A 22,852-nucleotide genomic window follows, 5' to 3' on the forward strand; every position below is an offset into this window, starting at 1 on the left:
TTACCTGATCGATTGTTAAAGAGCGTCTCGCCGGGCCGGGCCTCAGCGAGGAAGGCGTATTCTACCGGAAACTCACTACCTGTCAATCCCGATAACGCCACCAATACCCAAAATAACCCATAAAACAACAAGTTCGGTATCGGTCCACTACCCAGGGGATGGCCCCTCGTCGGCAGCGGATGCGTACTATAAATCGAAGCTCGTTACGTGACAAGCCCTCGGACCAAAAAATATAGATCATCCTCTACCGACACGCCACTCTCCTTGTCGACCTCTCGGGACTTTCACCTGCGGGTTCACTGGTCAGGCAGCGTTCACGTTATCCACAAATCGACAAACCGGTTGACCGGAGTGGCCTCGAGGGCACGCTGATCTGTGCAGAGGGCAAAGATGTCATCGCATCGACGCGGCGCAAAACGCGTGGCCAGGTTGGCCCTGAACTTCTCCTCCAACAAGGGGATCCCTTCGTCACGTCGACGGCGGTGGCCAATGGGATACTCCACGGCAACTTGCTCCGTCTGGCTGCCATCCTTGAAAAACACCTGGATCGCATTGGCGATCGACCGCTTGTCGTCTTCCAGATACTCGCGGGTGTAACGTTCGTCTTCGACCACTTCCATCTTCTCACGCAAGTCATCGATGACAGGGTTGGCATCATGGAAAGCATCTTCATAGTGTTCGGCGATGAGGTTACCGAACGCCAGAGGCACAGCAGCCATGTATTGCAAGCAGTGATCACGATCGGCGGGATTGGCCAGCTCACCGACTTTGGAGATGATCCGAATCGCGGATTCATGCGTCGTGATGACGATTCTGTCAATCTCGTCTAGTCGCCCCTTGACCTGAGGGTGCAGCTTGACCGCCGCTTCACAGGCGGTCTGCGCGTGGAACTCGGCAGGGAACGATATCTTGAACAGTACGTTTTCCATCACATAGGTACCGTAAGCCTGACTGAAGGAAAACTGTCGCTGGCCTTCCGGTTTGAGTCGTTGGTCTTTGTTGGTTTTGGCAAACAGCACATCGTAAAAGCCCCATTGCGGAGCCGAGAGTACGCCGGGAATCCCCATTTCGCCACGCATGGCAATATCGGCCAGTCGCACACCCCGCGACGTCGCATCACCAGCAGCCCAGGACTTGCGCGATCCCGCATTGGGTGCATGCCGATATGTCCTGAGACTCTGCCCATCGACCCAGGCGTGCGACAAGGCGGACAACAGTTGATCGCGGTCGGCTCCCATCAACTTGGCAACAACGGCTGTACTGGCTACCTTGACCAGCACGACGTGATCCAGACCCACTCGGTTGAACGAGTTCTCCAACGCAATGACGCCTTGAATCTCATGCGCCATGATCATCGCTTCGAGCACGGCACGCATGGTAAGGGGAGAGTCTCCCTGAGACACACGTACCTGCGAAAGATGATCGGCCACCGCAAGGATACCGCCTAGATTGTCGGACGGGTGCCCCCACTCAGCTGCCAACCAGGTATCGTTGTAGTCCAGCCAGCGAATGATGCAGCCAATGTCCCAGGCCGCCTTGGCCGGATCCAGCCGAAACGACGTGCCCGGTACACGTGCACCGTTGGGAACGACCGTCCCTTCCACTAGCGGTCCGAGATGCTTGGTGCATTCGGGAAAACGCAGCGCCAGCAAACCGCAACCGAGCGTGTCCATCAGACAGTTGCGCGCGGTATCCAGCGCCTCCGTGCTATCGATCCTGTAATCCAGGACGTAATCGGCAATCTTCTGCAACTCGACGTCGTAATCCGGGCGCTCGTTCAGATCAACATTGGCACTCATGAAGATTCCTCTGAATCCAGGCTAAGTTAGCCCATTGCTCAAGACAGTATTACTGGCGTTGTTCGATCGGTTGCCAGGGTTGATAGTCAGGACCGACGTAATCGGCACTGGGACGAATGATACGGTTCCCCTGGCGCTGTTCGAAGACATGGGCACACCACCCGGTGACACGCGAACAGACGAAGATCGGGGTGAACAGTTTCGTCGGAATCCCCATGAAGTGGTAAGCGCTGGCATGAAAGAAATCGGCGTTGCAGAACAGTTTCTTCTCACGCCACATGACGTCTTCGCAACGTACGGATACCGGATAAAGGCGCGTATCACCCACATCGTCGGCCAGACGCTCGGACCATTTTCTGATAATGGCGTTACGTGGATCGGATTCCCGATAGATGGCGTGCCCGAACCCCATGATCTTCTCTTTACGCTCCAGCATTCCAAGCAGTTCACGCTCGGCCTCATCCGGCGATTGCCAGTTATCGATCATTTCCATTGCCGCCTCGTTGGCCCCCCCATGCAGCGGACCACGCAACGTGCCGATGGCTCCCGTGACACATGAATGGATATCCGACAACGTCGACGCACAGACCCTGGCAGTGAAGGTCGAAGCGTTGAACTCGTGTTCAGCGTACAGTATCAACGACACATTCATGACCCGGGCATGCAGCTCGGAAGCCGGGGCGTCATGCAGTAGATGCAGGAAATGCCCGCCGACCGACTCATCGTCCGTTTCGGTCTCGATACGTACACCATCATGCGAGTAACGATACCAGTAACAAATGATCGACGGCAGAACGGCCAGCAGTCGATCCGTATGCTCTTCTTGTTGGTCGAAACTTCCTTCGGTCTCCATATTGCCCAGCATGGAGGCGCCTGTGCGCATAACATCCATCGGATGAACGTTGGCCGGAATCTGTTCCAATACCGTTTTGAGGGGCTGAGGCAGGCCACGCAACCCTTTGAGCTTCGCGACGTAGGCATCCAGTTCGGTTTGTGTCGGCAGCTTGCCCTTGAGCAGCAGGTAAGCCACTTCCTCGAAACGGGCTTTGTCTGCCAGGTCATGAATATCATACCCCCGATAGGTCAGCCCCGAACCGCTCTTACCCACCGTACATAGCGCCGTACTACCAGCGCTTTGCCCGCGCAATCCTGTGCTTTCCGGCGTTTTCTCAGCCATGACGTGACTCCTAGCAATACAAAAAACAGTGATGATGACTATCGGCTTGCAGTCAGGCGCTACTCGTTATCTTCAGCCGTGAAAAGGGCATCGAGTTTGCGCTCGAAGTCGTGGTAATTGAGGAAGTCATAGAGCTCATCGCGAGTCTGCATCATATCAACGACATCGCGCTGATGACCCTGTTGATGGATGCTTTGGTAAACCTGCAAGGCGGCAGCATTCATGGCGCGGAACGCCGACAACGGATATAACACCAGCCGGCATCCCGCCTCGGCCAGTTCCTGCTGGGAAAATAGTGGTGTCGCACCGAATTCGGTGATATTGGCCAGAATCGGTGCCTGGACGCCATGGCAGAAGGCACGATAGTCATCCAGGGTGTGAACGGCTTCAGCGAAAATAGCGTCCGCTCCTGCCTCGACACAGGCATTGGCGCGATCAATGGCCGCGTCCAGCCCCTCCTTCTGAAACGCATCGGTACGCGCAATCAGGAAAAAATCCGGATCGACCTTGGCATCGGTCGCCGCTTTGATGCGGTCGACCATCTCCTGTTTCGACACGATCGCCTTATTGGGCCGGTGACCACAGCGTTTCTGCGCTACCTGATCTTCCAGATGCACTGCCGCCACACCGGCACGCTGCATCTCCTTGATCGTGCGCGCAATATTGAAGGCCCCTCCCCAGCCGGTATCGATATCCACCAGCAGCGGCAACTCGCAAGCGCCGGTAATGCGACGGGCATCTTCCACGACATCGTTCATCGTGGTCATGCCTAAATCCGGCAGGCCATAAGACGCATTGGCGACACCGCCGCCCGAAAGATAGATCGCCGGGTGACCGACCCGTTCAGCCATTAACGCCGTATAGGCGTTGATCGTGCCAACGATGGGCAGAGGATGATGCGTATCGAGCGCCGAACGGAAACGTGCGCCGGGCGTCGTTTGAACCATGGACTTCTCCTGTATTAACCGGTGGGAGGCACTGACGTTTCCTCTTCCAGAACAGCCGCATACCGTTCAGCCACTGTCGCCCGCGACGCACTGACGTGGCGCCGCATCAACAACTCGGCCAGTTCAGCATCCCCCGCTTCGATCGCGTCGACGATGCGATGGTGTTCCACGAAGGCACGCTGGGGACGGTTCCCGCTCGCAGTGAACTGAGTGCGATACAGTCGCACCAGATAATAGAGATCATCGCAAAGAATCGTCACCAGCATGCGATTGTGGCTGCCCTGAACGATGCGGTAGTGAAAATCCAGGTCCCCTTCACGCTGATAATAGGCTTCGCCACGAGCCAGATCCGCCTGGCGCTCGTGAAACGCCAGCACATCGCGTAGCCCCGCGACCTCTTCAGCGGACATGCATTCCGCCGCCAGACGGGCTGCCATGCTCTCCAATGCCTCCCGGACATCGAACAGCTCCAACAACTCCTTCATCGATAATTTGACGACACGAGCACCGACATGCGGTACCCGCTCGATCAGACGATGCACTTCCAGACGACGCATGGCCTCACGCAAGGGACCGCGTGAAATACCATAAGCCTTGGACAGGCCCGGCTCGGTAATCTTGCTGCCTGGCGCCAACTCTCCTCTGACGATGGCGTCCTGCAGTTGGTTGAAGACACGTTCGGCAAGCGTCCGCACTTCGGTGGCATCGGATTCAGATGTCATAGTAATTGTCGACAATCAGGTTGATAAGAAACTCTATCCAAGCAAGCCATCCACGGTCAACTAACCTGATGACTTGTTTCCATTCTCCTTTGGGCGCATCCAATGTCAGCACCTGTTGGCCATATGTCAACAATTGATCGAACGACATGCAGGTGGCACCGTTAAAAGTGCATCATGACCTCCCCCACGGCCAATGCGACAAATTCGTGCTTGATCGCCTAGAATGTAATGCTTCTCAGGCAAAGGCCAAGCATGACGTCACCGACACTGGACATAATTCCGCTACCGTATAGAAGCCACCCTCTGGGCTACTTCGAGACACTGCGTCAGCGGCGCGGTGCGGTACTGCTGGATAGTGGCAAGCCGGAAAGCCCCGGGGGGCGCTACGACATCCTGAGTTGCGATCCACTCGCCACGCTGGAGGTCGACAATCGCGGCAATACGCTGTGCCCCGAATGTCCATGGCTACCCAACGCCCCATTCCAGGCACAGCAAGCTCTGCTCGATAGCCTGGATCTCCCGGACATGGACAGTGACCTGCCGTTTCTCGGTGGGCTGATAGGCTACTGGAGCTACGACCTGGGGCGTCACCTCGAACCGCTCCCGGAATACGCCAGGGATGCCACCCAATTGCCCCGCTGTCGCCTTGGTCTTTACGACTGGGCGCTGATTCAAGATCACCACCGACAGCAAAGCTGGCTGGTCGCCGCTCCGGAACGACGCCGACAAGTCCTGTCCTGGTTGGATGACCCCGCGCGCCCGACAGCCCCGTTCCGGATTACCGCACCCTTCGAGGGGGAACTGGATGCCAAGGGCTATGGTAAGCGTTTCCGCGCCGTGCAGCGGTATATCCACGCAGGAGACTGTTACCAGATCAATCTCTCGCAACGTTTCAGCGCTTCCTATGAAGGCGACCTATGGCAGGCTTACCGGCGTCTCCGAGCTTCTACCCCCACCCCTTTTGCAGGGTATCTGGCCTGGGGCAACCAAGGCATTCTGTCGCTGTCACCGGAGCGCTTCATCCAGGCCAAATCCGGACACGTCGAAGCGCGCCCCATCAAGGGAACTCGACCGCGCGGCCAGACCCCTGAGGAAGATCGCCAGCTCGCCAATGAATTGTTGCAAAGCGACAAGGATCGCGCGGAAAACGTCATGATCGTCGACCTGCTGCGCAATGACCTCGGGCGCGTCTGCCGACCGGGAACCGTTCAGGTGCCGCAACTGTGCGGGCTGGAAACCTATGCCAATGTCCATCATCTCGTCAGTATCGTCAGTGGCGAGCTGGACGCTGCATACCGTTCACTGGACCTGCTGGCGGCCGCCTTTCCCGGGGGATCGATTACCGGTGCACCCAAGGTGCGCGCCATGCAGATCATCGATGAACTCGAACCCAGCCGCCGCAGTGCCTACTGCGGCAGCCTGGGCTATGTCGATGGACGCGGTCACATGGATACCTCCATCGCCATTCGCACGGCCGTCGCCGATGCCGGCAGACTGCATTTATGGGGAGGTGGCGGACTGGTCGCCGACTCCGACGAAACCGCCGAATATCACGAAACACTCGACAAGATCGGTCACCTGTTGAAGGCACTGGGCTCATAGCGAGACGTCATTTCGCCGTCTCGGGGCAGATGGACCCTCGCTGGATCGAGTGTTCCTTATCCTTGTGAGATAACACGCTTCGTTCTAAAAACAACCGTTCTTGAAATCATTTAGCTATATAAGAACCGAACCAATCGATATTGGGTGCGGCCATCCAGCTTTTGGTAGGGTAAGAACATCCTTGGGGTGATCCGCGACCCCGCCATTTTCTGGAGGCTCACATGGAACTCGATATCAACACCATCAACCGGGACCTGGGGAATGATCCAGAGGCCTTGACACGATGGGCGTTAGGCCTCGGCAAGCATGCAATCTGCACGACCAACTTTCGTCCGTTCGAGGCCGTGATACTGCATATGGTGACCCAGGTACAGCCTGATATTCCGGTCGTCTGGATGGACTCCGGCTACAATACCGACGCGACATATCAGTTTGCCGACGAGGTCGTGCGCCAGTTGGGTCTCAACCTGACCGTTTATCACCCCCGTCGCTCTCGAGCCCATCGCGAAGCACTGGAAGGCCCCGTGCCCGATATCGAAGATCCTCGTCATGCCGCCTTCACCGAGGAGGTCAAGCTCGAGCCGTTCCAGCGCGCGCTCCGTGAAATGGCGCCCGAGGTCTGGCTGACTGCACTGCGTGCCGAAGACACGGCGCAACGCGCGGAAATGCAGCCGGTATCGATCAATGCCGACGGCATCATCAAGGTCGCGCCGGTACTGCACTGGACAGCCAAGGATATGTACCAGTACCTGCAGAAGCACGAGCTCCCCAACAACTTCGACTACTTCGATCCCACCAAAGTGGAAGACAAGCGCGAATGCGGGCTACACCTGCAGCACTGAACAATGCCCTTGGCCATACGCCAGCCCCCGGCCGCCCCCATGGCCGGGGGCTGGCGGTTCGGCATGCGCACGCTTATCGCTCGGGCAAGTCGATACGTCCGAACAGCGCCTGTTCATGGCGCGGCCCGGCTTCCAGCGCCGCATCCACCGTATCCCGGTCCAGGTGTTGGGCAAACCCACGCAGGAAGTCATACATGTAACCACGCATGAATGTGCCTCGACGAATGCCGATCTTGGTGGTCGAGCTTTCGAAGAGATGGCTGGCATCGAGCGCCACGAGATCGCTATCGACTGCCGGATCGTAAGCCATGTGTGCCACGATACCCACACCCAGGCCCAACCGGACATAGGTCTTGATGACATCGGCGTCGGCCGCCGTCAGGACGACATTGGGCACCAGATCCTTGGCCCGGAAAGCATCATCCAACTGCGAGCGGCCCGTAAAACCGAACACATAGGTGACCAGCGGATACTCGGCCAATGTCTCGAGCGTCAATGTATCGAGCTTGGCCAGCGGGTGATCCTGAGGCACCAGCACGCACCGATTCCAGCGGTAACAGGGCAACAGGATCAGATCGCTGAACAATTCGAGCGATTCGGTGCAGATCGCGAAATCGGCCAGCCCCTCGCTCACCATTTGGGCGATCTGCTTGGGCGTTCCCTGCTGCATATGCAGCGCCACATCGGGATATTTCTCTCGAAACGCCCGAATGACCGGTGGCAAGGCGTAACGCGCCTGGGTATGCGTCGTCGCCACCGACAAGCTACCACGGCGTTCGTCACTGTGTTCCTGCGCCACCTGCTTGATATTTTCCGTCGTACGCAGCACTTGTCCGGCCAGATCGATAATCGCCTGGCCTGCCGGCGTGACGCGCGTCAGGTGCTTACCGCTACGGGCAAAGATCTCGACGCCCAGCTCGTCCTCCAGCAACCGAATCTGCTTGGAGATACCAGGTTGGGACGTGTAAAGGTTCTGTGCAGTCGCTGACACATTCAGGTTATGCCGAGTCACCTCCCAGATATAACGCAACTGTTGCAGCTTCATACCTGCCGTCTCCACTGTTGTCGTATCATTTCCTCGCTGGCACCCGACGACAAAGCGTCTCGCTCATACCATAAGGCAATATTAATTTTGACCTGCAATTACTTTATAGCATATTGACATGTAGCAGCCATCGAAAACCAGATGGCGCTTGAATCACCGAAATCATAGCGACTAGCTATCAAAGGGATAACGAACGGCACATTTGCCACAGGCTCTAGCGATAGCTAACATCTGCCGACTACGCTGTAAAAGCTCGCTTGAAGAAGCGCAATGCAACTGGAGAATCACATGGCCAATAACGTCGATGTCACCACCGCTAACTTCGAGCAGGAAGTTCTCAAGGCTGACAAACCCGTGCTGCTGAAGTTCTGGGCTCCCTGGTGCGGTCCCTGCAAGATGATGGCGCCAGTGGTCGATGAAATCGCCGACGAACGCGACGACAACCTCAAGGTGGTCAGTATCAACGTCGACGATGCACCGGAAATCGCGGCCGAACATGGTGTGCGTGGTGTACCCACCGTCATGCTGTTCAAGTCCGGCGCCAAGGTCGCCTCGCTGGTAGGCGCCCAATCCAAATCACAACTATCCCAGTTCATCGAACAGAACGGTTGAGTGTCGTACCGCTTCTGTCGGTTCCTGTATTGCCCCGGTTCGCCGGGGCAATATCATCTTGATTCACTGTCTGACACCCGCTTGCCACCGAGCGCCTGCCGCTCGTCGGCCGGTCCCAGTAAACGGGCGAGCCAGCGCGTTTCCGGGTGACTCTCCAAGGCAATTTTCAATGTCATGGTCAACAGGACCGACAACAGCATCCCCACCGTACCGAAGATCCAACCCCAGACCACCAATGACAGGAAGGCTACCAGCGTCGACAACCCCAGCGCACGCCCCATCATGCGAGGCTCGATCAAGTTGCCCATGACCAGATTGATCACCAGATAGGCGCCGGCCAGGATCATCGCTTGCAGCACTCCCCCTTCAGGCGTGACCAGAATCAGGATGACCGGCGGAATGGCGGCGAGCACGGAGCCAATGTTAGGAATGAAGTTCAGCCCGAATGCCATCGTCGCCCAGAGTAGCGGGAAATCCACATTCAGGATCATGCACGTCAACCAGACCAGTACCCCCGTCACGAGACTGATGACCGTCTTGACGGCCAGGTAGCGTTTGAGCGTCTGACTGAACTGCTGAAACCCGCGCAGACTGGGAGCCGGGTTCTCCAGAGCCAGCGACACCTTGTGGCGAAAGTTGAGTGTTTCGAACAACATGAACACGACCAACAGTGCCACGACGATGCTCTGAACCAGCATATTCCCCAGTTCGCTCAGGAAGGTTGGCACCAACTGAGTGGCATGAGTGGGGTCGATCCATTGGCTGAATTGCTCAGGGCTGATCGAGACGCCATGCTGAGCCAACCAACGCAACGCATTCAGATAGAACTCGTTGAGCTCCTTTTCCAGGGTTGGTAATGAATCCGTGAATGTCGTGAAACTGCTTGCCAGCAATAGTCCCAGCAGACTGATCAGCATGCCGATCACCAGTAACGTCACCCACACCGACAGGCGCAGGCTCAATCCACACCGGTGCAGCCACTGAACGGGCGAGGTGCAGACCACGGCGATGAACAGGGCTAACAACAAGGGCACCAGCAAGCTCGAACCGGCTCGCATGCCTCCGATGATGATGACCAGCGAAGCCAACGCCAACAGGAGGTTCAAGGGAATGGTACGTGTCGTCTCGTTTGAGATCATCGAGGGCCTTCCTGGCTTGCTATCAAAGCTTAATGATGGTTGCAGATGCTTGAAGTCACAACTTCATGCAACAAGCATGCAATTTCCTTGATGGGACTGCCTATTGCAAGCTGACACGCGGTATCGTTTGATGACAGGATATCCGCGCTGAACCGATAATCAGGTGATCGCAGCGGGCCTGAAAACCACGGGTTCACCCGCAAGGAGGCAATACCATGACATGTATTCGGATGACACGCACCCGGCCATCAGCATTGCGCTGGTGTGCAACGCTTCTCGTGATGACATCGCTCACCCTATCCGGTGCCCAGGCGGCTGAGGCCGAGGAGAAGATGCCACGCACCCTGGACCTGCAAGCCCAGGCAACGGTCACTGTCACTCCCGACAACGCCACTCTGAACGCACGGCTGTGGGAACGTACCGAAGCCGTGGCGGTGCAGGACGATCAACAGACCGATCCCGACGCCTTGCAACAGGCTCGTCAGCGTCTCGAAACCCGCACGGGTGAGTTGATTCGTCGCCTGGAAGATACCGGCCTGGAGCGTGACGACATCAGTGCCGGTTCGCTCAACATACGTCCCGAACGGATTCATCCGGCAACGAGCGACGACGAAAGCGAGCCGATGGTGCGCACGCAAGTCGAACGCGCCATCACGCTGGATATCACCGAGCTGGACACCCTGCCGACCATACTGGATGCCCTGACCGAAGCCGGAGTCAATGCTCTCGACGGCATACAGTACGACCTGGCGGATCGCGACGACGCCACCCATGACGCGTTACGTCAAGCACTGGAGAAAGCGCGACACAAGGCGGAACTGATGGCCGACACCCTGGATGTCGAACTGGGGCAGGTCCTCAGCGTTCAGGAAACGCAATCGCCCGTATTCACGCCCCGCCGGATGGCCCTCCAGGCCGATGCCATGGAAAGTCAGAGTGGCAGCGAAGCCGAGTATCGCCCCGGAACGATCAGTATCGATGCTGGCGTACAGGTCAGCTGGGAAATCGCACCGTAATTCACCGACACGTCTTCATGCTTTCAAACATTCGTATCGTACTCGTCCAGACATTTCACCCCGGCAACATCGGTCAGACCGCGCGCGCCATGAAAACCATGGGCTTGTCTGACCTGGTGCTGGTCAACCCGCGGCGCTTCCCGGATCAGGAAGCGTCGCGACTCGCTGCCGGGGCGGAGGATGTCGTCGATGCAGCCCGCATCGTCGGCGACCTGTCGGACGCCGTCAGCGATTGCGTACAAGTCGTAGGCGCCAGTGCCCGACTGCGCAGTCAACCGCTACCGCATTTCGATGAACCCGAGACCATGGCACGATCGCTGGTGGAGCTCGCCGATCAGGATCCCGTCGCCTTGGTGTTCGGCCGCGAGCGCTTCGGCCTGACCAATGAAGAGATACAGCAGTGTAGTCATCAGGTGAGCATTCCCGCGAACCCGGACTACGGTATCCTCAACCTATCGCAAGCCGTTCAAGTACTGTCCTACGAAGTCTTCCGGGCCTGGCGACAACGGCCGGAAAGCGGCTACCAGGTGGCCCGCCCCTCGCCTGGCCGATTGCCGACGCAGGCACAACTGGACCACTTCCACGACCACTTGTCTCGGGTCATGCATGCCTCCGGATTTCTCACCCAGCCTCATGCGCGTACCGAGCAACAGCTGCAGGCGCTATTCGCTCGTGCGCAGCCCAACCGCAAGGAGCTATCGCTGCTGCGTGGGTTGCTGAGCTCACTGGAGCAAAACGTCTAGACCTCTACTCGACCTTCGGCCATGGCCAGGTGTCGTCAAGCTGTCACATGAAGGCACTATCGTTGGGCCATGAGAGGTGTCGCAACACACCGTAGCAGACAACGGATACTGTCGTTCAGCGTGTCACGGATGCTGGCGTGCATGATGCACCCAAGGGAATGGCTATCAGCCAAGGCATCGGGATGGATGCCCCAGGAGGAATGTCATAGCGCCACGGGAGACTCCCGTGGCGCTTTTATGTCGCGACCGCACCGCTGTGGCTCACCCCCTCGATGCCTGCAGTTGCTCCCAGACTTCGACGGCTGCCGCCAGATCCTCTAACGACGCTCCGACGGACTTGAAGACCGTGATCGCCTCAGCGCTACTGCGCCCAGGGCGTTCCGCTCGAACGAGCTCACTGAGTTCAGCGCGAATGGACTCGAACCGAAACTCGCCGGACTCGATCGCCTGCAGAATGTCACCCGCTTCGCCTTTGGCACCGGCATAGGTATCCACGAAGACCTCGCCGCGCTCCAGGCACTGACTATCGGACTCGCGCATCCCGGGACGAAAGGCACCGACAAGATCCAGATGAACGCCCGGTTTCAACCAGCGTCCCTGAATCAACGCTTCGCTCGACAAGGTCGCACAACTGACGATATCCGCCTCTCCAACCGCCGTCTCGAGATCGCCGACCGCCGCAGTGTCGAACCTATCGGCATAGTGTTCCGCCAAACGGTTCGCCTTGTCCGCATTTCGGCCCCAGATGCGCACTGTCTTGATGGGACGAACCGATGCATGAGCCTCGATCAGCATCGGCGCGAGTTTCCCCGTGCCGACCACCAGCAATGACTCGGCATCGTCACGCGCCAATTCCCGAGCTGCCAGCGCCGACGCTGCAGCCGTTCGCCGGCGAGTCAACTCGCTGCCTTCGATGCAGGCCAGGGGGCGCCCATGCATTCCTTCACTGAGCAAGTAGACGCCCGCAATCGCGGGCAGGCCCTGCTCGGCATTCTGCGGAAAGACATTGACCATCTTGACCCCGATGTACCCGTGCGGCTCCCAGGCCGGCATCAACAGCATGGTCGCCTCACCGTCTGGACGATACATGGCATGATGATGACGCGGAGGCGCCTCTACCCCCTCACGGAACGCCTGTCCAATGCGGTCGACCAATGATGCCCAAGGCAGCGACGCCGCCACCTCATCACTCGTGATCATGCGCATAGTGATACCTCAGCATTGATGGAACGTTTATCCGGCCCTCACCGGGTTGCTCGGTGCTGACAAGTGACGACATCGTCGCTCGAAACGCGTCACACGAAACGGCGAGAGTCGTTCACCATGCTTGCCATACACCACCGATTCGGCCAACCACTCCGCACTGACGGCGGCTTGGGTCAACCCGAGATGTTGATGCCCGAATGCCAGAAACACATTGGCCAGTCGCGGATGACGATCCAGAACGGGCAAGGAGTCGGGCAAGGTCGGGCGGAATCCCATCCAGGTCCGAGGCGCGTCGGCAAAGCCGTCTGGACCATCGATCAGGGCCTGAAGATGTCTCTTCAAGATCGCGAAACGCTGCTGCCTGGGCTGCAATTTCAGGCCTCCGATTTCGCTGATGCCAACGATGCGCAAGCCACTCCGCAGAGGGGAAAGCACACAATGGCGCTCGGCCGATTCCATCGAATGAGGCAGCAGGCCGCACGCGCCCGGCAGCGTCAGGTGATAGCCTCGTTCGGTTTCCAGCGGAACGTCGAGCCCCAGGTCAGCGCACAATCGATGACTATAGGCACCCGCCGCAATCACCAACTGGTTGGTGACGATCCTTTCCGTTTCCCCATGCAGGATCGCCCGTTCGCCATCGGACTCCACATGCCGTATGGCCTGCTGGGACCACCGCCCTCCCCGGGCCATGAATGCATCGAAAAGTCGCCGGCACAGCATGGCAGGATCCGCCACCTTGGCGGGCTGCGGAAACCACACTCCCTGTTTCACTCGTGCCGACAAGGCAGGTATCCGCTCGCGCACCTCTGCACTCGACTGCCACTCCGCACGAATGTCATGACGCGCCAGGCGCTCGATGAGACGTCGAGGCTGAGCCGCAGACGACGACTCCCAGACCAGCAAGTGACCGGCATTGCTCAAGGCGCCTGCGGCCCCGATATCCGTCAGGCAACGACGCCATGCGTCGACCGCCTGGCTATTCAGGGACACCAGCGCCTGGCGCCCTCGCTCTGCCTGGTCCGGACGGGCCGCAGCAGCGAAGCGCATCAGCCATGGGGCTGCCGTCGGCAAATACCTCATGGGCAGTTTCAACGCTCCGTGGCGGTCGAGCAACTGTCTCGGTACTGAACGAAGCGAGCTCATCGTCGACAGCGGATCGATCGTCTCGATGGCGATATACCCGGCATTGCCCGACGACGTTCCCGTACCGGCAGGCTGCCTATCGACCAGCAGTACCTGCCTGCCCAGGCGCTGCAACCGCAATGCCATGCACAACCCCACCACACCGGCACCGACCACCGTCACTTGTTGGGTGTGGTCATGCCTCATCGCGGCGAGGGTCCTGAACCGGTTCAGCATCACCATGGTCGTCGCCCTCGCGCATCGACGCGTTGTCATCCGTTTCTGCCCGTGCTGAAAACCAGCCCAGTTGTGCATAAAGAATGCCGATCAACGGTGAGAGCCAGCAACCGAACGACAATGGAATATAGAGAAGGTCGGTCAGATCCCCAGAGGACATCGACAGTCCCAGTGCGCCGATGACGAAGGCACCCCCCGCATTCCATGGCACCAACGGCGAGACCAGGGTTCCGCCTTCCTCGACCGCACGCGCAAGGTTCAACCGGCTATACCCGAACCGGTCGTAAGCGGGGCCGTACATCCGCCCCGGCAAGGCAATGGAAAGGTAGACATCCCCGGACACCACATTGGTCGCAATGGAGGTCAATACGGCGCCAGTCTGCAAGCCTCGGAAGCCCTTGATCAGCGACAAGATCGCCTGCACCACCGACTCGAGACAGCGCGTACGCTCCAGGGCGCCGCCAAAGGCCAGGGCAAACATCATCAACGTGACCACCCAGGTCATGGACGTCACACCACCGCGATTGAGCAGGCTATCGAGGGCATCGTTGTCGACATCGATGCTGAACCCGGCATGGGCAAAGTTCAGCACATCGTGAAAAGACGCTCCCTGCGTCACCATGGCCACCAGGCCACCAGCGACCGCCCCGGTGAACAAGGCAGGAATCGGAGCGACTTTGCGAAAGGCCAGGCCGATCACCAGCAACAATGGCAGCAACTGCCAGATCCCCATGGTGAAGTGCTCGGCCAACCCCGACTGGATGGCATCGATGCGCGCCAGTTGGTCGCCGCCACCGCTATCCGCTCCCCCCACGAACGCGTAAATGGCCAATGCAATCAGCATCGCCGGCACGGTCGTCGGCATCATGTAACGTATATGATCGAAGATATTGGTTTCGGTCACAGCCGGCGTGAGATTGGTGGTATCCGACAGCGGCGAAATCTTGTCACCGAAAAAGGCGCCGGATACCACGGCACCGGCCGTCCAATGCAGAGGGACACCAAAGGCTTCACCGATACCGACCAGCGCCAGCCCGACGGTGCCTACCGTTGTCCAGGACGAGCCGATGGAAAGCGACACCAAGGCGCAAATCAGCATTGCTGCTGCCAGAAACCAGTTGGGATCGACGATCTGCAACCCGTAGTAGATCAGCATCGGAACGGTTCCGCTGGACAACCAGACGCCGACCAGCATGCCGACGATGATCAGGGTGGCAATGGATGGCATGGCGACATGCAGCACATGGAATGCCCCCTTCTCGATGTCCTTCCAGCGATACCCCTGAATCCAGCCGACGATCGCCGTGATGCCAAAGCCCATTGCCAGCGGAATGTGAGGCGTGAAATCGCCGTAGTAGAAAATCTGTAGCGCCAGCAAGGCGATGGTGAGAACGAGAGGAATCAGTGCCAGCGAAAGTCGTGGCGCAGGTATCGGAGGTGCTTCGTAGTCGTTTTTCATCGTGGGCCTCGTCGCCGCGGTTTGTTGCATTTCTGGTCGCGAGGGAACATTGGCAGACATCGGCTCGCGATAATGTCATGCCCGCGATGATGGAGCATATAACGACAGTACGGCACAGGCTTGGCCGAGGCTCAGCAATCCTTGCCCCATCCTCTGCCAAGAAAGGTCATCGCCTCGGATTGCCGGAGGAACGCATCAATCAGCGCAGGCGGTGGGCAGAGGGAGGCACGCCGTGCACACGACGATAGGCGCGTGAAAAACTGCCCTGATCATGAAACCCGACGCGTGCGGCAATGTCGCCGAACGACAAGCGGCTTTCACGCACCATGCGAGCCGCGTGATTCAGCCGGCGATGCTGTACGTACGACATCGGCGTGGTGCCCATCAGTGAGCGAAAACCGGCATGAAAGTGGCCAGGGCTGAGGGCACAGAGGGAAGCCAGTTCACGCACGCTGATCGGCACACTGAGGTGAGTATCGATATAGTCATCGAGTCGACATTTGTCGATACGCCCGCTCCGCGCAGGCACCGAGTCGGCGCGCAATGGCTGGTCATGCAGGCTCAGAGACAATGCCCTCAACAGCAGCATGCCGATATCGCCATGCAGTGCGGGCTGGGTTTCCACTTGGGGAATGAGGCCCGCTGTCATCGTTTGCAGCGACTCGGGCAAAATGAAGAATCGAGGACGATCGAACAGACGACGGATGTCATCCGCACCAGGCACGACCTCAAGATCAGGCAAGGGAACATCGACTACCAGGGTGCGGTTGCGACCATCCCCCTGGTACTCATGATGACAGGCCATCGGTATCAGGCAGCCCCGAGCACGCGTTATCCGCTCGCCCCGACCTTCCAGGCTCAACTCCGACGTCCCGGACGTTGCCAGGATCAACTGATGGTGACGGTGAGAGTGCGCAACGAACTGCGGTGACAGCGTACGAGTACGCAGGTGAAAGATTGACATGGTGCAACGCTTTTCCTGGTATCACGACGCTATCACCATACGCCAGCTCGCAGAGGTTGCCAATTGCCATCCCGTTCAGCAACGGCCCTGTTTGGCCAGCCCCGGCGGACAGAAGCCTCTGCGTTGACGGTGATGACCGCCATGGGAACGCTCATGACGGTCGCGATCATAACGACGATCACGGTCATGATGGTAATGGCGCTTACCATCGAACTCAATCAACGGCTCCGAACGAATCTCGCCCGGTTGGAAGCGTGCCGGTTGATAGCTACATCCCGCCAACAGCAACGTCGACGCAAGAACACTCAACACAACGAGTCGCAGGGAACATCTCATGGAAACAAACCTCTAGCGGTTGCTTGAACACAGGTTTCCCCTACCAGTTCCCCGATGGTTCACTTGGCTTCTCATGTTGCCGAGAAGCATTGCGAACACTGTTTATTAAACACAGCCTACCATGTGTTGGCGCTACCAAACACGCAAGAAATAGGGAAATCGACGGTGCGTTCCTCCATAGCGGGGAGATGGGCGGTGAGCGTCATCATTCCCCAAAGCCAACTGATCTTGTAGCGGTCGGCGTTGACATTCTCAAAGCCCGCATCGAGAAGCAATTCACGGCATTCATCGCTACGATAGGTTCGATAATGGCCGGCATCGAACCAGCGCAGGAACACATCGCATAGCCGGCAGGATAGGAAGTCGTCGCACCAGTCGACGATCACGAGTCGGCCGCCGGGTTTCAGGACACGCCGCATTTCACGCAGCGCCAATGACGGCTGACGGATATAATGGAAGGCGCTCGTCGACACGATGGCATCCTGACTGGCATCGACGAACGGCAGCTGCTCCGCCGCGGCGACCGACAGCATCACGCTATCACCCAGGCGCTCTCTTGCGACCATCAGCATGTCATGAGACAGGTCGACACCAGTCAACTCCGCATCCGGTACCTGACGGGACAAGGATGACAGCAGTGCACCGGTGCCACAGCCGACGTCCAACAGCGCTTCACCGGGCGCCAGACGAAGCTCCGCCGCCGCCTCGTACACTGACGCGGCGACATACCCCCGCCAACGCCGGTCGTACACAGGCGCCAGTCTGGCGTATTCCTGCTTCAGCGATGCATAGTCCCGCTTATGCGTTCGAGGCGCTCGACTGCCCACCGGTCTGCTTCTCCAAGTATCACGCGTTATAAACCACCCAACCACATTGGGACAGATCATACCCCCCGAGTGCAGCGGCACGCTCCCGGAACCGTTCTCCTGCCACGAACCCCATGAGTCGCTGGACGGGCGGCTCGAAAAAACTGCGCCGCCGCATGACCAGATCGAAACACTCTTCATGTATCGGCAGGAACGCCAAGCCATGGCGTCGAGCAGCAGCCTCCACCCCCAGACCGACATCGGCGCTGCCTTCCCGAATCGACGCGGCCAGGTCGTCCTCATTCAGAGATACATGGTCCGCCAGGCGCAGGTCATCGTAAGCGATCTCCTCACGCCTCAATAGATAGCGCAGCAAGCGGTCTGCACCGGCATCGGGCTGACGGTGCGCGACGACCAGCCGTCCAGTCCCCAGACAACGCATGCCATTCACCCCTTTGGGATTGTCGGGAGGCAGAATCAAGCCCTGGCGCCGTATCGCCCAGCGCAATATCACCAGATCCCGCATACCGCCCAACCCCAGGGCCTCGGGACGATTGTACGCCCCCGTCTCGGCATCGATCAGATGCACCCCCGCCAGCATGGCCTCGCCATCACGCACACGGCGTACCCCATCGCCGCTACCGTGACATAGCGTCGCCAGCTGTGACTGCGACTCACGCAGTGCCCAGTCCAGCAACGGGTCGTGACTCCCGGCCAGAATCGGCGGTGTCTCGCGACTCCCCGGCTTGTCGCCCTCCAGATGATTCATCAGCCACAGATCCAGCGACTGACGCGGGAACAACAACTTGCCGGTCACCTTGATACAGGGTATCTGCCCCTGTTTGACGAGATCGTAGACCTTGCGCTCCTTGAGCCGCAGGTAATCGGCCACCTCTGCCGTCGTCAAATAGTCGTAGCCAAACTGCTTCACATGTTTACCACTGCTTATAACTGCATTGATTTCATCGATAGCTGCACTGATTCAAAGCAAAGCACATGATGCAACGAGTCGCCAGGAGTCATGCATGCTATCGGAAGACAACGCCTTTACCACTGCACTGCAATTAATCATCGGTCTCGACGAGACATTGGTCGGGATCGTCGCCCTGTCGATGCAGGTTTCGCTGACGGCTGTGCTCATCGCCGCCATGCTGGGACTGCCGTTGGGTGCAGCCGTTGCGTTGTGGCGTTTCCCGGGGCGCGGACTCGTGATCATCATACTCAATGCCTTCATGGGCCTGCCCCCGGTCGTGGCAGGGCTGGTCGTTTACTTGATGCTATCGCGCGCGGGCCCACTGGGCGAACTGGGCCTGCTGTTCACGCCCTCGGCCATGGTGATTGCCCAGATACTGCTCATTCTTCCCATCATCGCCGCCCTCACGCGACAGCATACCGAAGAACGCTGGGATGAGTATCGAGAGCAGTTGACCTCGTTTCGTGTCAGCCGGGTGCGCGCTATTCCCACCCTGTTATGGGACGCACGCTTCTCGCTGATGACCGTGATTCTAGCCGGCTTTGGCCGCGCCAGCGCCGAGGTCGGTGCCGTCATGATCGTCGGTGGCAACATCGACGGCGTCACTCGCGTCATGACGACGGCCATCGTCCTGGAAACCAACAAGGGCAACCTGCCCCTGGCGCTCGGCCTGGGAATGATTCTGCTGCTGCTGGTGGCGCTGATCAACGCCGGGGCTTTCCTGATCGGCGAGGAAGCGAGGAGACGTCTGGGATGAACGACATGAACACCGCCCCGACATCCGCCACCATGCTGGCCATGGAAGGCGTCGCGTTCACGCATCGCGGACACGCTCTTCTCAAGGACGTATCGCTGTCGCTATCACGCCACGGCAATACCATCGTCATGGGTCCCAACGGGGCCGGCAAAAGCCTGTTGATGCGTTTGCTGCATGGATTGTTGTCCCCGACGCACGGTCGACTGCGCTGGCACGGCCAGTCCGGGCGGCCACCCCGCCAGGCCATGGTGTTCCAGCGTCCCGTCATGCTGCGCCGATCCGCCATCGCCAACGTCACCTATGCCCTGGCCGTTCAGGGTACCCGATGGCGTGACCGCCGCCCCCAGGCCTGGGACGCCCTGGAACGATTCGGCCTCACCGAGATAGCACACCGTCCTGCACGCGTTCTCTCCGGTGGCGAACAGCAACGCCTGGCGCTGGCCCGCGCCTGGGCACTACGTCCGGAAATCCTCTTCCTCGACGAACCCACCTCCGCGCTCGACCCGGCCGCCATCAAGGCCGTGGAGGACGCGGTCATCGATTTTCACCACCAGGGGACACGCATCGTCATGAATACCCATGACCTGCACCAGGCAAGACGGTTGGCCGATGACATCGTCTTCCTGTGCCAAGGCCGTGTGATCGAGCACAACCAGGCCGACAGTTTTTTCACAACGCCACGTACACGGGAAGCAGCGGCCTTCGTGCGTGGCGAGTTGGTGTGGTGACACACCCCACCTTCATCCCAGCAACCGAAAAGGACCATCGAGATGACAATCAAGAGATTCGTCGGCACGCTCGCCGGCTTAGGGCTCGCCATGGCATTCGCGACGAATGCCGCTGCCGAGGAGGACGAGCGTTTCATCAACCTGGCCTCGACGACGTCGACCGAACAGTCGGGTCTGTTCGACGCCATCCTTCCTCAGTTCAAGGAGGCGACGGGCATCGACGTCCGCGTCGTGGCCGTCGGCACGGGGCAAGCGTTCGAACTGGCCCGCCGGGGCGATGCAGACAGCCTGCTGGTTCACGACACGGCCGGTGAAAAGGCCTTTATCGAGGAAGGCTACGCCACCGAGCGCCAGCCGGTGATGTACAACGACTTCGTATTGATCGGCCCGGGCGAGGATCCGGCCGACATCGCCGACGCCGATGACGCTGCAGACGCCTTCGCACGTATCGCCGACGCCGAGGTACCGTTCGCTTCGCGCGGCGATGACAGCGGCACCAACCGCGCCGAGCTCCGTCTGTGGGAGTCCGCCGGCGTCGATCCCGGGGGGGAATGGTATCGCGAACTCGGCAGCGGCATGGGGCCGACCCTGAACACCGCCGCCGGCATGGACGCCTATGTCATGTCCGACCGGGCCACCTGGGTCGCCTTCGATAACCGTCAGGATCTGGAGATCCTGTTCGACGGTGACGAAGCGCTCTTCAACCAGTATGGCAGCCTGCTGATCAGCGAGGAACGTCATCCCCACCTCAAGCACGATCTGGCGAAGCAATGGCACGAATGGCTGATCTCCGCGGACGGCCAACAGGCCATCGCCGACTACGAGCTCGACGGTCAACAGCTATTCTTCCCCAATGCCGGTGAGAATGGCGACGACTGATCCCACCAGGACCTGACGGAAGCCCCTGGAGCGCCGCGCCGGAGATCCCGGTTCGGCGCTCTGTATTTGGCATCCTGATGTTATCTATTCGCACAACCGATACGCATGCAATGCCTTGTCATGGCATCATTTTCCCTATCGGGACATGATGACGCTCAGCACCTTCGCGCAAGGCTGGTTGACAGGTGGCGTCACTATCATCGAGTTTTAGTATACAAATACAGTACACAATAAAGAATTCACCACACATCTCCGGCAACATAACAAGGCACCTGAACCAAGCGTGAGACACTCGCTGGGTAACCCTTCCACACTGAGTTGGGGATGCGTGCCAATCAACATGCCGAGGAGAGATGCCATATGACCGACATCGCTGACACACTCTGGATACGTCACCCGTTGGCGTGCGCCGCCCCCGATGCAGCGGGAGGTATCGTCATCCAGGGCAAGCGCATCATCGAGACAATCCCCGCCGGCGGCCAACCCAGCCACCCCGTGGACCACGTCTTCGATGCGTCGCGCCACGTGCTGCTGCCCGGTCTGGTCAATACCCATCATCATTTCTACCAGACGCTCACACGCGCCTATTCTCCGGCGCTCAACAAACCGCTTTTCCCGTGGCTGACGACGCTGTATGACGTCTGGACCAACCTCGACGAAACCCAACTGGCCCTCGCCAGCGAGCTGGCCATGGTGGAACTCCTCATGTCCGGATGTACCACCGTCGCCGACCATCACTACATTTTCTCCGGCGCACTGACCAACGCGATCGACATCCAGGTCGAGACGGCACGGCAGTTGGGGGTTCGCGCTTCGCTGACACGCGGCTCGATGAGCCTGGGCCGCGAGCAAGGGGGGCTGCCGCCACAAGCGGTCGTGCAGGACGAAACCACGATCCTCGACGACAGCCGTCGCCTGATCGAGCAATACCATGAGCACGACGACGATGCCATGATCACCATCGCGCTGGCCCCCTGCTCACCGTTTTCGGTCAGTCGTGAACTGATGCGCGAGAGCGCGAGCCTCGCGGAAACGATGGGCGTCCGGCTGCATACCCATCTGGCCGAGACAGCGGACGAAACCGATTTCTGTCTGCAGCAATTCGGCTTGCGCCCTCTCGATTACATGGAAGAGCTCGGCTGGCTGAGCGATCGCACCTGGTTGGCGCACGGCATTCACTTCAACGATGACGAAGTCGCCCGTCTCGGCCACGCCGGCACCGGTATCGCACACTGCCCCTCCTCGAACATGGTTCTGGGCTCCGGCATGTGCCGTACGCTGGACCTGGAAGCCGCCGGCGCGCCGATCGGCCTGGCCGTGGATGGATCCTCCTCCAACGATCATTCCAATCTGGCGGAAGAGATGCGTCAGGGCTTGTTGCTGGGACGCTTGCGCTATGCGCCGGGTGAGATCACCCACGAGACCGTGATCCGTTGGGCAACGCAAGGCTCGGCCCGCTGCCTGGGACGCACCGATATCGGTGGGCTGGAACCCGGTCAGCAAGCCGACCTGGCCCTGTTCACCCTGGATGAACTGCGTTTCTCGGGTGCCGAGAATCCGCTGGCAGCCCTGCTGTTATGCGGAGCACACCGGGCCGATCGAGTGATGATCGGCGGCGACTGGCGAGTCGTCGACGGCCAACCGCTGGGAGTCGATCTCGACGCCCTGAAGTCTCGCCATGATCAGGCCGCACGACGCTTGAGACAGAATCTATAGTCGCGGCAAGCGCCCCCGATTGCCA

General features: G+C 59.3%; 22 protein-coding genes. 9 read left to right on the forward strand and 13 right to left on the reverse strand.

Annotated features, from left to right (window positions below; genetic code table 11):
• Nucleotides 1-314 precede the first annotated feature (314 nt).
• From prpD to FVV99_RS18210, 4 genes are read right to left on the reverse strand one after another with little or no spacing between them, the layout of a single operon-like run.
• Nucleotides 315-1,799, reverse strand: coding sequence for a 2-methylcitrate dehydratase (gene prpD, locus FVV99_RS18195; RefSeq protein WP_148255546.1), 1,485 nt, complete (start codon nucleotides 1,797-1,799; stop codon nucleotides 315-317).
• 49 nt (nucleotides 1,800-1,848) lie between these two features.
• Nucleotides 1,849-2,976, reverse strand: a complete 1,128-nt coding sequence (prpC, locus tag FVV99_RS18200; RefSeq protein WP_148255547.1) for a bifunctional 2-methylcitrate synthase/citrate synthase — start codon at nucleotides 2,974-2,976, stop codon at nucleotides 1,849-1,851.
• A 59-nt stretch (nucleotides 2,977-3,035) separates the two neighbouring features.
• On the reverse strand, nucleotides 3,036-3,923 hold the full coding sequence (gene prpB / locus FVV99_RS18205; RefSeq protein ID WP_148255548.1) for a methylisocitrate lyase: 888 nt from the start codon (nucleotides 3,921-3,923) through the stop codon (nucleotides 3,036-3,038).
• A gap of 14 nt (nucleotides 3,924-3,937) precedes the next feature.
• Entirely contained in the window at nucleotides 3,938-4,645 is a 708-nt protein-coding gene (locus tag FVV99_RS18210) for a GntR family transcriptional regulator (RefSeq protein ID WP_148255549.1), read from the reverse strand.
• A gap of 252 nt (nucleotides 4,646-4,897) precedes the next feature.
• On the opposite strand from FVV99_RS18210, the gene pabB reads away from it, so the two are divergent.
• Nucleotides 4,898-6,247: an aminodeoxychorismate synthase component I gene (gene pabB, locus FVV99_RS18215; RefSeq protein ID WP_148255550.1), complete on the forward strand. Its 1,350-nt coding sequence runs from the start codon at nucleotides 4,898-4,900 to the stop codon at nucleotides 6,245-6,247.
• 221 nt (nucleotides 6,248-6,468) lie between these two features.
• Nucleotides 6,469-7,089, forward strand: coding sequence for a phosphoadenosine phosphosulfate reductase domain-containing protein (locus FVV99_RS18220; RefSeq protein ID WP_148255551.1), 621 nt, complete (start codon nucleotides 6,469-6,471; stop codon nucleotides 7,087-7,089).
• A 73-nt stretch (nucleotides 7,090-7,162) separates the two neighbouring features.
• On the opposite strand, the gene cysB is transcribed toward FVV99_RS18220, so the two are convergent.
• The gene (cysB, locus tag FVV99_RS18225; RefSeq protein ID WP_148255552.1) at nucleotides 7,163-8,134 is read right to left on the reverse strand and encodes an HTH-type transcriptional regulator CysB; all 972 of its coding nucleotides are present in this window, start codon (nucleotides 8,132-8,134) and stop codon (nucleotides 7,163-7,165) included.
• A gap of 288 nt (nucleotides 8,135-8,422) precedes the next feature.
• Here cysB and trxA point away from each other — a divergent pair, with 288 nt between their 5' ends.
• Nucleotides 8,423-8,746: a thioredoxin gene (gene trxA / locus FVV99_RS18230; protein ID WP_148255553.1), complete on the forward strand. Its 324-nt coding sequence runs from the start codon at nucleotides 8,423-8,425 to the stop codon at nucleotides 8,744-8,746.
• Nucleotides 8,747-8,799: 53 nt separating this feature from the next.
• Here the strand turns inward: trxA and FVV99_RS18235 are convergent, their stop codons facing one another.
• Nucleotides 8,800-9,885 (reverse strand): AI-2E family transporter, encoded by a 1,086-nt coding sequence (locus FVV99_RS18235; RefSeq protein WP_148255554.1) that lies wholly within the window; start codon nucleotides 9,883-9,885, stop codon nucleotides 8,800-8,802.
• 215 nt (nucleotides 9,886-10,100) lie between these two features.
• Between FVV99_RS18235 and FVV99_RS18240 the strand changes: the two genes are divergently transcribed.
• Nucleotides 10,101-10,901: an SIMPL domain-containing protein gene (locus tag FVV99_RS18240; protein WP_236645476.1), complete on the forward strand. Its 801-nt coding sequence runs from the start codon at nucleotides 10,101-10,103 to the stop codon at nucleotides 10,899-10,901.
• Between the two features lie 17 nt (nucleotides 10,902-10,918).
• Complete coding sequence (locus FVV99_RS18245; RefSeq protein ID WP_148255555.1) at nucleotides 10,919-11,644, forward strand: RNA methyltransferase; 726 nt, start codon at nucleotides 10,919-10,921, stop codon at nucleotides 11,642-11,644.
• 261 nt (nucleotides 11,645-11,905) lie between these two features.
• Here FVV99_RS18245 and lhpI read toward each other — a convergent pair whose 3' ends face one another.
• The 7 genes from lhpI to FVV99_RS18280 form a co-directional block, all read right to left on the reverse strand.
• Entirely contained in the window at nucleotides 11,906-12,850 is a 945-nt protein-coding gene (lhpI, locus tag FVV99_RS18250) for a bifunctional Delta(1)-pyrroline-2-carboxylate/Delta(1)-piperideine-2-carboxylate reductase (protein ID WP_148255556.1), read from the reverse strand.
• Between the two features lie 27 nt (nucleotides 12,851-12,877).
• Entirely contained in the window at nucleotides 12,878-14,179 is a 1,302-nt protein-coding gene (locus FVV99_RS18255; RefSeq protein WP_161599052.1) for an NAD(P)/FAD-dependent oxidoreductase, read from the reverse strand.
• On the reverse strand, nucleotides 14,169-15,668 hold the full coding sequence (gene nhaC / locus FVV99_RS18260; RefSeq protein ID WP_148255558.1) for a Na+/H+ antiporter NhaC: 1,500 nt from the start codon (nucleotides 15,666-15,668) through the stop codon (nucleotides 14,169-14,171). Before nhaC ends, FVV99_RS18255 begins: the two co-directional genes overlap by 11 nt.
• A gap of 199 nt (nucleotides 15,669-15,867) precedes the next feature.
• Nucleotides 15,868-16,632 (reverse strand): helix-turn-helix transcriptional regulator, encoded by a 765-nt coding sequence (locus tag FVV99_RS18265; protein ID WP_148255559.1) that lies wholly within the window; start codon nucleotides 16,630-16,632, stop codon nucleotides 15,868-15,870.
• A gap of 75 nt (nucleotides 16,633-16,707) precedes the next feature.
• A complete protein-coding gene (locus FVV99_RS18270) occupies nucleotides 16,708-16,968 on the reverse strand; it encodes a hypothetical protein (RefSeq protein WP_148255560.1) in 261 nt (86 codons plus the stop codon).
• Between the two features lie 116 nt (nucleotides 16,969-17,084).
• The gene (locus FVV99_RS18275) at nucleotides 17,085-17,795 is read right to left on the reverse strand and encodes a class I SAM-dependent methyltransferase (protein WP_236645477.1); all 711 of its coding nucleotides are present in this window, start codon (nucleotides 17,793-17,795) and stop codon (nucleotides 17,085-17,087) included.
• Between the two features lie 19 nt (nucleotides 17,796-17,814).
• Nucleotides 17,815-18,705 carry a helix-turn-helix transcriptional regulator gene (locus FVV99_RS18280; protein ID WP_148255561.1) on the reverse strand — a complete coding sequence of 297 codons (891 nt, stop codon included), beginning with the start codon at nucleotides 18,703-18,705 and terminating at the stop codon, nucleotides 17,815-17,817.
• A gap of 94 nt (nucleotides 18,706-18,799) precedes the next feature.
• Here FVV99_RS18280 and FVV99_RS18285 point away from each other — a divergent pair, with 94 nt between their 5' ends.
• The 4 genes from FVV99_RS18285 (at nucleotide 18,800) to FVV99_RS18300 (ending at nucleotide 22,827) form a co-directional block, all read left to right on the forward strand.
• Complete coding sequence (locus FVV99_RS18285; RefSeq protein ID WP_148255562.1) at nucleotides 18,800-19,504, forward strand: ABC transporter permease; 705 nt, start codon at nucleotides 18,800-18,802, stop codon at nucleotides 19,502-19,504.
• On the forward strand, nucleotides 19,501-20,232 hold the full coding sequence (locus FVV99_RS18290; protein ID WP_148255563.1) for an ATP-binding cassette domain-containing protein: 732 nt from the start codon (nucleotides 19,501-19,503) through the stop codon (nucleotides 20,230-20,232). Before FVV99_RS18285 ends, FVV99_RS18290 begins: the two co-directional genes overlap by 4 nt.
• A 42-nt stretch (nucleotides 20,233-20,274) precedes the next feature.
• Entirely contained in the window at nucleotides 20,275-21,111 is an 837-nt protein-coding gene (locus FVV99_RS18295) for a substrate-binding domain-containing protein (RefSeq protein WP_201745162.1), read from the forward strand.
• A 360-nt stretch (nucleotides 21,112-21,471) separates the two neighbouring features.
• Nucleotides 21,472-22,827, forward strand: coding sequence for an 8-oxoguanine deaminase (locus FVV99_RS18300; protein WP_148255564.1), 1,356 nt, complete (start codon nucleotides 21,472-21,474; stop codon nucleotides 22,825-22,827).
• The last annotated feature ends 25 nt before the right edge of the window (nucleotides 22,828-22,852 follow it).

The sequence above is a fragment of the Aidingimonas lacisalsi genome (genome assembly GCF_008079445.1).
Lineage (GTDB): Bacteria > Pseudomonadota > Gammaproteobacteria > Pseudomonadales > Halomonadaceae > Aidingimonas > Aidingimonas lacisalsi.

Bases quoted from the DNA above. Each gene is read 5' to 3' on its own strand.
- prpD (WP_148255546.1), bottom strand. From the start codon at position 1,799: ATGAGTGCCAATGTTGATCTGAACGAGCGCCCGGATTACGACGTCGAG.
- prpC (WP_148255547.1), bottom strand. From the start codon at position 2,976: ATGGCTGAGAAAACGCCGGAAAGCACAGGATTGCGCGGGCAAAGCGCT.
- prpB (WP_148255548.1), bottom strand. From the start codon at position 3,923: ATGGTTCAAACGACGCCCGGCGCACGTTTCCGTTCGGCGCTCGATACG.
- FVV99_RS18210 (WP_148255549.1), bottom strand. From the start codon at position 4,645: ATGACATCTGAATCCGATGCCACCGAAGTGCGGACGCTTGCCGAACGT.
- pabB (WP_148255550.1), top strand. From the start codon at position 4,898: ATGACGTCACCGACACTGGACATAATTCCGCTACCGTATAGAAGCCAC.
- FVV99_RS18220 (WP_148255551.1), top strand. From the start codon at position 6,469: ATGGAACTCGATATCAACACCATCAACCGGGACCTGGGGAATGATCCA.
- cysB (WP_148255552.1), bottom strand. From the start codon at position 8,134: ATGAAGCTGCAACAGTTGCGTTATATCTGGGAGGTGACTCGGCATAAC.
- trxA (WP_148255553.1), top strand. From the start codon at position 8,423: ATGGCCAATAACGTCGATGTCACCACCGCTAACTTCGAGCAGGAAGTT.
- FVV99_RS18235 (WP_148255554.1), bottom strand. From the start codon at position 9,885: ATGATCTCAAACGAGACGACACGTACCATTCCCTTGAACCTCCTGTTG.
- FVV99_RS18240 (WP_236645476.1), top strand. From the start codon at position 10,101: ATGACATGTATTCGGATGACACGCACCCGGCCATCAGCATTGCGCTGG.
- FVV99_RS18245 (WP_148255555.1), top strand. From the start codon at position 10,919: ATGCTTTCAAACATTCGTATCGTACTCGTCCAGACATTTCACCCCGGC.
- lhpI (WP_148255556.1), bottom strand. From the start codon at position 12,850: ATGCGCATGATCACGAGTGATGAGGTGGCGGCGTCGCTGCCTTGGGCA.
- FVV99_RS18255 (WP_161599052.1), bottom strand. From the start codon at position 14,179: ATGAGGCATGACCACACCCAACAAGTGACGGTGGTCGGTGCCGGTGTG.
- nhaC (WP_148255558.1), bottom strand. From the start codon at position 15,668: ATGAAAAACGACTACGAAGCACCTCCGATACCTGCGCCACGACTTTCG.
- FVV99_RS18265 (WP_148255559.1), bottom strand. From the start codon at position 16,632: ATGTCAATCTTTCACCTGCGTACTCGTACGCTGTCACCGCAGTTCGTT.
- FVV99_RS18270 (WP_148255560.1), bottom strand. From the start codon at position 16,968: ATGAGATGTTCCCTGCGACTCGTTGTGTTGAGTGTTCTTGCGTCGACG.
- FVV99_RS18285 (WP_148255562.1), top strand. From the start codon at position 18,800: ATGCTATCGGAAGACAACGCCTTTACCACTGCACTGCAATTAATCATC.
- FVV99_RS18290 (WP_148255563.1), top strand. From the start codon at position 19,501: ATGAACGACATGAACACCGCCCCGACATCCGCCACCATGCTGGCCATG.
- FVV99_RS18295 (WP_201745162.1), top strand. From the start codon at position 20,275: ATGACAATCAAGAGATTCGTCGGCACGCTCGCCGGCTTAGGGCTCGCC.
- FVV99_RS18300 (WP_148255564.1), top strand. From the start codon at position 21,472: ATGACCGACATCGCTGACACACTCTGGATACGTCACCCGTTGGCGTGC.